Here is a 7667-nt window from a genome sequence, read left to right as displayed (position 1 = left end):
GAGCAGTCGTTCTCATTGCGTCAGCACCACGCCGCTCGCCGGCGACCAGGAGACGAACACGTCGTCGTTATAGGCAGGCGCGCCGTCGTGCATCAGGTTCGCGCTCGACAGGTTCGACATCACCGTCTTGCCGCTCGGCAGACGCACGTGGTACAGCGAGTACGCGCCCATGTACGCGACGTCCGTCACCACCCCGCGTGCCCAGTTGTGCGCCGTCGTCGGCTTCTCACGCGACACCCGCACCCGCTCCGGGCGCACCGAGATCCCCACCGGCATCCCCATCGGCCCCGTCACCCCGTGGCTCACGTACATCCGCGCCTCCAGATCCTCGCTCTCCACGAAGATGTGGTCCGGCTCGTCCTCCACGATCCGCCCTTCGAACAGGTTCGTCGAGCCGATGAACTCCGCCGAGAACCGGCAGTTCGGGTATTCGTACACCTCGCTCGGCGCGCCGATCTGCATGATCTTGCCTTCGCTCATCACCGCCAGGCGGCTCGCCATCGTCATCGCCTCTTCCTGGTCGTGCGTCACCATCACGCACGTCACGTCCACCTTCTCGATGATGTTCACCAGTTCCAGCTGCGTCTTCTGGCGGATCTTCTTGTCCAGCGCCGACATCGGCTCGTCCAGCAGCAGCAGCTTCGGACGCTTCACCAGCGAGCGCGCCAGCGCCACCCGCTGCTGCTGGCCGCCCGACAGCTGGTGCGGCTTGCGCTGCGCGTACTTGCTCATCTGCACCAGCGCCAGCGCGTCGCCCACCCGCTCCTTGATCTCGTTCTTCGGCGTGCCTTCCTGCTTCAGTCCGAACGCCACGTTCGATTCCACCGTCATGTGCGGGAACAGCGCGTACGACTGGAACATCATGTTCACCGGACGGCGGTACGGCGGCAGCGTCGCCAGATCCTCGCCGTCCACGAAGATCTTGCCCGACGTCGCCGTCTCGAGACCCGCCAGCATCCGCAGCAGCGTCGACTTCCCGCAGCCCGAACTGCCCAGCAGCGCGAACAGCTCGTTCTTCATGATCGTCAGGTTCACGTTGTCCACGGCCGTGCTGTCGCCGAATTTCTTGACCACGTTTTCGATGCGGACGAAGGCGTCCTGCTTCGCGGGGGCCGTGGCGCCCGGCCGCGCGTGGCGCGCGGCGTCATGACTGGGGATCGATTGCATGTGTTTCACCATTCATTCACGGATTTCAGGCTTGAGTGTCCCCGCGTGACGCGCGGAACGCGTCTCGTGAGGGCTCTCTTGCCAGGGATGGAGCGGTGCGCGCACGCGGCGCGCGGGGCGGGCGTCAGCCCGCCGGATCGTTCGCGCGGGCAGCGCAGTGTCTGCCCGCGTCGATGCCAGACGTCAGTGGCCGGTCTTCAGCTGGGCCCACAGGCGGTTTTCGAGACGCAGGATGTCGGCCGGCATCGGCTTCATCAGCGTCATCTTCTTCAGCACTTCGTCGCCCGGGTAGACGGTCGGATCCTGCGCGACCGTCGACGTCACGAACTGGCGCGCGGCCTTGTTCGCGGTCGGATAGAACACTTCGTTCGTGATCGCCGCGTTGACCTTCGGATCCTCGATGTAGTTGATCCACTTCATCGCGGCCTCGGGGTGCGGCGCATCCTTCGGCACCACCATCACGTCGAACCACAGCAGGCCACCTTCCTTCGGGTTCGAGAACTTGATGTCATACGAGCGCTTCGCTTCGGACGCGCGGCGATGCGCGATGCCGACGTCGCCCGACCAGCCGATCGCGACGCAGACGTCACCGTTCGCGAGGTCGTTGATGTAGCCGGACGAGTTGAACTGCGTGATGTACGGGCGGACTTTCTTCAGCACGTCGAACGCGGCCTGATAGTCGCCCGGGTTCGTGCTGTTCGGGTTCTTGCCCATGTACTGCAGCGTCGCCGCGAACACGTCGACCGCCTGATCGAGGAACGACACGCCGCAGCCTTTCAGCTTCGACAGGTTCGCCGGGTCGAGCACGAGCGCCCAGCTGTCGAGCGGCGCCTTGTCGCCGAGTTCCTTCTTCACCGCCTGCACGTTGTAGCCGACGCCGTCGGTGCCGTATGCCCAGGGCACGCCGTACTGGTTGCCCGGATCGGCGTCGGCGATCATCTTCATCAGCACCGGATCGAGGTTCGACAGGTTCGGCAGCTTCGACTTGTCGAGCTTCTGATAGACGCCCGCCTGGATCTGCTTGGCCATGTAGTTCGACGTCGGCACGACGATGTCGTAGCCCGAGCTGCCCGCCAGCAGCTTCGCCTGCAGCGTGTCGTCGCTGTCGTAGTTGTCGTACTTCACGTGGATGCCGGACTGCTTCTCGAAGTTCGGGATCGTATCTTTCGCGATGTAATCCGACCAGTTGTAGACGTTCAGCACGGAGTCGGCGGCCTGCGCCGGCTGGCTGGCGATCGAAGTGACGCCAGCCGCGACGGCGAGGGCGGCGGCGGCGAAGACATGGCGGACGAAGCGAGCACGCATGGTTGGTTTCCTCTGATGGTGGGAGTCGTCGGCGCCCGCACCGTGCGGGCGCCGACGCCTATCAATGATGCGTTTACAAAAGTCCGAGTTGTTGGGCCGTTGCATCGACGGCCTTCTTTGCTTTGGACACGATCTCGTCGATCTCCGGACGCGAGATCACGAGCGGCGGCGACAGCAGCATCCGGTCGCCGGTCGCGCGCATGATCAGGTTGCCGTTGAAGCAGAAGTCGCGGCAGATCGTGCCAACGTCGCCGCCGTTCTCGAAGCGGCGGCGCTCGGCCGGCGATTGAGCGAGCTGCAGGCTCGCGACGAGGCCCGTGCCGTGCACCTCGCCGACGATCGGATGGCGTGCGAACGCCTCGCGCAGCGCAGCCTGGAAGTACGGGCCGGTGTCGGTCTTCACGCGCTCGACGATTCCCTCGTCGCGCAGCAGCGTCAGGTTCGCGACCGCGACCGCCGCCGCGACCGGGTGGCCCGAGTACGTGAGGCCGTGGTTGAAATCGCCGTTCTCGATGATCGGCTGCGCGACGCGCTTGTGAATCCCGACCGCGCCCATCGGCACGTAGCCGGACGTCAGCCCCTTCGCCATCGTGATCAGGTCCGGCTCGAAGCCGAAGTGCTGATGCGCGAACCATTCGCCGGTGCGGCCGAAGCCGCCGATCACTTCATCGGCGACGAGCAGGATGTCGTACTTGCGGCAGATCCGCTGGATTTCCGGCCAGTACGTCGACGGCGGGAAGATCACGCCGCCCGCGCCCTGGAACGGCTCGCCGATGAACGCGGCGACGTTTTCCGCGCCGAGCTCGAGGATCTTCGCTTCGAGCTGCTGCGCGCGCGCGAGGCCGAACGCTTCCGGTGTCTCGTCCTTGCCGCCTTCGCCGAAGAAGTACGGCTGGTCGATGTGCACGATGTTCTCGACCTTCGACGGCATCTGCTCGTGCATGTAGCCCATCCCGCCGAGCGTGCCGCCGGCGATCGTCGAGCCGTGGTAGCCGTTCTTGCGCGAGATCACGAACTTCTTCTGCGGCTGGCCCTGCACGCGCCAGTACTGGTGCACGAGGCGCAGCACGGTGTCGTTGCCTTCCGAGCCGCTGTTGCAGTAGAAGAAGTGCTCGAAGCCGTCCGGCGTCACTTCGGCGAGCATCCGCGACAGCTCGATCACCGGCGGGTGCGTGGTCTTGAAGAACGTGTTGTAGAACGGCAGTTCCTGCAGCTGGCGATACGCGGCGTCGGCGAGTTCCTTGCGGCCGTAGCCGACGTTCACGCACCAGAGGCCGGCCATCCCGTCGATGATCTTGTTGCCTTCGGAGTCCCACAGATAGACGCCGTCGGCCTTCACGATCACGCGGCTGCCCGCGCGGTTCAGCGACCCCATGTCCGAGAACGGATGGATGTGATGCGCGGCGTCGAGCGCGCGGTATTCGGCGGTCGAGCGGGCGGCCTCGGTGGCGCGCGCGGCCGGTGCGGCGGGCTGGACCCACGCGGATTCGTTACGGTACGTCATGTTTCGTTCCTCCAACAATTTCGATTCGACGCGCACGCGTCAGACGTGCAGCAGCAGATGGCGGCGTTCCCACGAGCTGATCACGCGGAAGAACGCTTCGTATTCGGTTTCCTTCAGCGCGAAGTACGCCTTCAGGAACTTCTCGCCGAGGATCTCGCGGATCGGCTCGCAGGCGGCCATCAGCGACAGCCCTTCCTCGAGGTTGCGCGGCAGCTGGTACGGCAGCGAGTAGCCGTCGCTGACGAGCGGCTCGGTCGGCTCGAGCGCTTGCGTCATCCCGAGATAGCCGGCCGCGAGCGTCGCGGCGAGCGCGAGATACGGGTTGCAGTCCACGCCCGGGATGCGGTTCTCGATGCGGCGCGCGCTCGGGCCCGAGTAAGGAATCCGGAAGCCGACCGTGCGGTTGTCGTAACCCCACTGCACGTTGATCGGCGCGGCCATGAAGCGCGACAGCCGGCGGTACGAGTTGATGTACGGCGCGAAGATCGGCATCAGCGCCGGCGTGTACTTCTGCAGCCCGGCGAGGTAGTGATAGAACATCTTCGACGGGCCGTTGTCGGCGCCGGTGAAGATATTGCGGCCCGTTTCCTCGTCGACGATGCTCTGGTGCACGTGCATCGCCGAGCCCGGTTCGCCTTCCATCGGCTTCGCCATGAACGTCGCGTACATGTTGTGGCGCAGCGCCGCCTCGCGCACCGTGCGCTTGAACAGGAACACCTGATCCGCGAGCGACAGCGCGTCGCCGTGGTTGAAGTTGATCTCCATCTGCGCGGCACCGACTTCGTGGATCAGCGTGTCGATGTCGAGATTCTGCGTCTCGCAGTATTCGTAGATGTCCTCGAACAGCGGGTCGAACTCGTTCACCGCTTCGATCGAGTACGACTGACGGCCGGTTTCCGCGCGGCCGGTACGGCCGATCGGCGGATGCAGCGGCAGGTCCGGGTCCTTGTTCATGTCGACCAGATAGAACTCGAGCTCGGGCGCGACGACGGGCTTCCAGCCCTTCGCCTTGTACAGCGCCAGCACGCGGCGCAGCACGTAGCGCGGCGAGATCTCGACCGGCGAGCCGTCGAAGTGCACGCAGTCGTGGATCACCTGCGCGGTCGGATCGGAGGCCCACGGAATCAGGCAGATCGTCGACGGATCGGGCACGCAGACCATGTCCGGATCGGTGACGCCGGACAGCGTGCCGTCCTCCGGATACTCGCCGGTGACGGTCTGCACCATCACGGCCTGCGGCAGGCGCATCGATTCGCCGGACGTGAACTTGTTGCGCGGCGTGATCTTGCCGCGCGCGATGCCGGCCATGTCGGGGATGATCGCTTCGATCTCGGTGATCCGGTGTTGCTTCAGAAAGTCTTCAATATTTTGCATGTGGGTTCTCGTATCGGTTGCAGGGCGCTCACGCATGCGCGGCAGCTTGTTCGCGGGCCTGGCGACGGGCGCGGCACGCGTCGCCGAATGCGCGGAAGATCGCGTTCGACAGCGGGTCCTGCGCCTGGCGCCATTCGGGGTGCCATTGCACCGCAAGCGCGAATGCGCGCGCGCCGATCACGCTGACCGCCTCGACGAGGCCGTCCGGCGCGACCGCCTCGATTGCGAGGCCGGCGCCGAGCGTGGCGATGCCCTGTTTGTGCAGCGAGTTCACGCGTACTTCGTCCTTGCCGCCGGCGAGCCGGTGCAGCACGCCGCCCGGCGTCAGCCGCACCGCGTGCGCGGGGCCGTACTGCGTTTCGAGCGAAGCGTCGTCGTCTTCGCGGTGATCGTCGAAGCCCGGCGTTTCGTGCACGCGCTGGTGCAGCGTGCCGCCGCAGACGACGTTCAGTTCCTGGAAGCCGCGGCACACCGCGAGCACCGGCACGCCCGCATCGATCGCGGCGCGCAGCAGCGGCAGCGTCGTCGCGTCGCGCGCGGCGTCATGCTTCGTGCCGGGCTGGCTCGGTTCGCCGCCGTAATGGCGCGGTTCGACGTTCGAGTAGCTGCCGGTAAACAGCAGGCCGTCAACGGCGTCGAGCACGTCGGCGGCTGCCTGCCGCTCGCCGAGCGCGGGCAGCACCATCGCGAGCGCGTTCGAGCCGTCGACGATCGCGGCGACGTACTTGTCGCCGACCGTGTGGGACGCATGGGCGCCGATTTGCGTCAGGTCGGCGGTGACGCCGACCAGGGGTTTCCTTGCCATAGTTTCAATTGCCTGAGCGGGCGCTCGACGGTCGGAATCCGGCACAAGTGCGGGTGCGCGGATCGTGGACGCGACGATGCCCGGCAGCCAAGCGCTGGGCGCATGGCCACTGACGATCGGGCGCAGCGGGTACGACGGTCTTGAGTTTCGCTGCGCGAACTAATCGGTCCGTGCCCGTTTCGTGGCGCGGCGCGCGGCGCGGAACACCGCTGCGCGCATGCGCGGTGCATCGACTGCCGTGCGGCACGGCGCGATGCGGGTTAAACGTACGACGAAACGGACAACAAAGCGGACGACGCGAAAAGGAGCAGGCGCTATGGCAGCAGCGACGCGACTTCGTCGGTATGGACGGCGACGAACGCGCGCGCCGAGATGGCGTTGTGGCGTCGGACGGAACGACGGGAAAGAATGGTGTGGACTGACAGATGTAGGCGAGGACCACGCCAGCCGCAACTGCCGTCAGAGGCGGCCGCCGTGCTGCGCTGATTTCGCGCATCACTTCGATTCCACCTCACAAGAAGGCCACGGACTCTCACGATTTCACTCGACTCGTACGTTGAAAGTATTGAACACCTGATTGCCGGAACGCGACGTGCGTTTAAATAATCGAGGCGCCGGTCGAACGTCGGAGCAGCCTTCGAAGCCGCATTTTCGTACCCGAACACCCTGTTTCCGGACGGGACGCGAAACGATGACGTTGACCTGAGAGCCAGCATATACGAGCCAAAAACGGCGTCAAATGTTTTTTGACGAACCCGCATCAGGGCTTTCCCGGGGTGTGGCGAATTCGTCATGCCGGATCGGAATAAGGGCCGTGGTGTTCATTATTTCGAACGCTTTCAGGGTTTTCCCCGTTCTTGTGCGCGGTAAAGTGATTAGAATATTCAACGGCAATCCAGCACACGTTTTTTTCCGTCCCCCGATCGTGTCCGAAACCGAATCGATGTCTACCGAAGTCGCCGAACGGCTGCGTTTCGTGCGCAACAAGAATGGGCTGTCGCAACGCGAGCTCGCCAAGCGCGCCGGCGTGACCAACGGCACGATCTCGCTGATCGAGCAGGGCCGCGTGAGCCCGTCGGTGGGGTCGTTGAAGAAGCTGCTCGAATGCATTCCGATGAGCCTGGCGGAATTCTTCACGTTCGAGCTCGTCGAGTCGCGCTCGGTCGTGTCGCGCCGCGACGCGATGCCGAACCTCGGCAACGAGTCGCTCGCGTTCCATCTGGTCGGCGCGAGCGTGAAGGATCGCAACATGTGCATCATGCGCGAGATCTATCAGCCGAGCGCCGACACCGGCCCGGAGATGCTCGCGCACGCGGGGCACGAAGGCGGCGTCGTCGTCGCGGGCCAGCTGGAGCTGACGGTCGGCACGACCACGTGGCTGCTCGACCCCGGAGACGGCTACTACTTCGAAAGCCGTTTGCCGCACCGTTTTCGCAATCCCAGCGCGGATCATGTCTGCGAGGTCGTCTCGGCCAATTCGCCGCCGACCTTCTGACCGCGCGCCACGCTCCA

General features: G+C 65.2%; 7 protein-coding genes. 1 reads left to right on the top strand and 6 read right to left on the bottom strand.

The window, feature by feature from the left end; genetic code table 11:
• Positions 1-12: 12 nt before the first annotated feature.
• The 6 genes from HZI36_RS26140 to HZI36_RS27410 form a co-directional block, all read right to left on the bottom strand.
• Complete coding sequence (locus HZI36_RS26140; RefSeq protein ID WP_179405571.1) at positions 13-1167, bottom strand: ABC transporter ATP-binding protein; 1155 nt, start codon at positions 1165-1167, stop codon at positions 13-15.
• Positions 1168-1350: 183 nt separating this feature from the next.
• A complete protein-coding gene (locus HZI36_RS26135) occupies positions 1351-2472 on the bottom strand; it encodes a polyamine ABC transporter substrate-binding protein (RefSeq protein WP_179405570.1) in 1122 nt (373 codons plus the stop codon).
• Between the two features lie 73 nt (positions 2473-2545).
• Entirely contained in the window at positions 2546-3976 is a 1431-nt protein-coding gene (locus HZI36_RS26130; protein ID WP_179405569.1) for an aspartate aminotransferase family protein, read from the bottom strand.
• Positions 3977-4015: 39 nt separating this feature from the next.
• Positions 4016-5350 (bottom strand): glutamine synthetase family protein, encoded by a 1335-nt coding sequence (locus HZI36_RS26125; RefSeq protein WP_179405568.1) that lies wholly within the window; start codon positions 5348-5350, stop codon positions 4016-4018.
• A 28-nt stretch (positions 5351-5378) separates the two neighbouring features.
• Positions 5379-6155, bottom strand: a complete 777-nt coding sequence (locus tag HZI36_RS26120; RefSeq protein ID WP_179405567.1) for a gamma-glutamyl-gamma-aminobutyrate hydrolase family protein — start codon at positions 6153-6155, stop codon at positions 5379-5381.
• A 314-nt stretch (positions 6156-6469) separates the two neighbouring features.
• Complete coding sequence (locus HZI36_RS27410; protein WP_343050561.1) at positions 6470-6691, bottom strand: hypothetical protein; 222 nt, start codon at positions 6689-6691, stop codon at positions 6470-6472.
• 407 nt (positions 6692-7098) lie between these two features.
• Between HZI36_RS27410 and HZI36_RS26115 the strand changes: the two genes are divergently transcribed.
• The gene (locus HZI36_RS26115; RefSeq protein ID WP_179405566.1) at positions 7099-7650 is read left to right on the top strand and encodes a cupin domain-containing protein; all 552 of its coding nucleotides are present in this window, start codon (positions 7099-7101) and stop codon (positions 7648-7650) included.
• Positions 7651-7667 lie beyond the last annotated feature (17 nt).

The sequence above is a fragment of the Burkholderia guangdongensis genome (genome assembly GCF_013403875.1).
GTDB lineage: Bacteria > Pseudomonadota > Gammaproteobacteria > Burkholderiales > Burkholderiaceae > Burkholderia > Burkholderia guangdongensis.
This window is presented reverse-complemented; position numbering and strand designations above follow the sequence as displayed.

Coding starts and splice junctions, on each gene's coding strand:
- HZI36_RS26140 (WP_179405571.1), bottom strand. CDS start 1,167: ATGCAATCGATCCCCAGTCATGACGCCGCGCGCCACGCGCGGCCGGGC.
- HZI36_RS26135 (WP_179405570.1), bottom strand. CDS start 2,472: ATGCGTGCTCGCTTCGTCCGCCATGTCTTCGCCGCCGCCGCCCTCGCC.
- HZI36_RS26130 (WP_179405569.1), bottom strand. CDS start 3,976: ATGACGTACCGTAACGAATCCGCGTGGGTCCAGCCCGCCGCACCGGCC.
- HZI36_RS26125 (WP_179405568.1), bottom strand. CDS start 5,350: ATGCAAAATATTGAAGACTTTCTGAAGCAACACCGGATCACCGAGATC.
- HZI36_RS26120 (WP_179405567.1), bottom strand. CDS start 6,155: ATGGCAAGGAAACCCCTGGTCGGCGTCACCGCCGACCTGACGCAAATC.
- HZI36_RS26115 (WP_179405566.1), top strand. CDS start 7,099: ATGTCTACCGAAGTCGCCGAACGGCTGCGTTTCGTGCGCAACAAGAAT.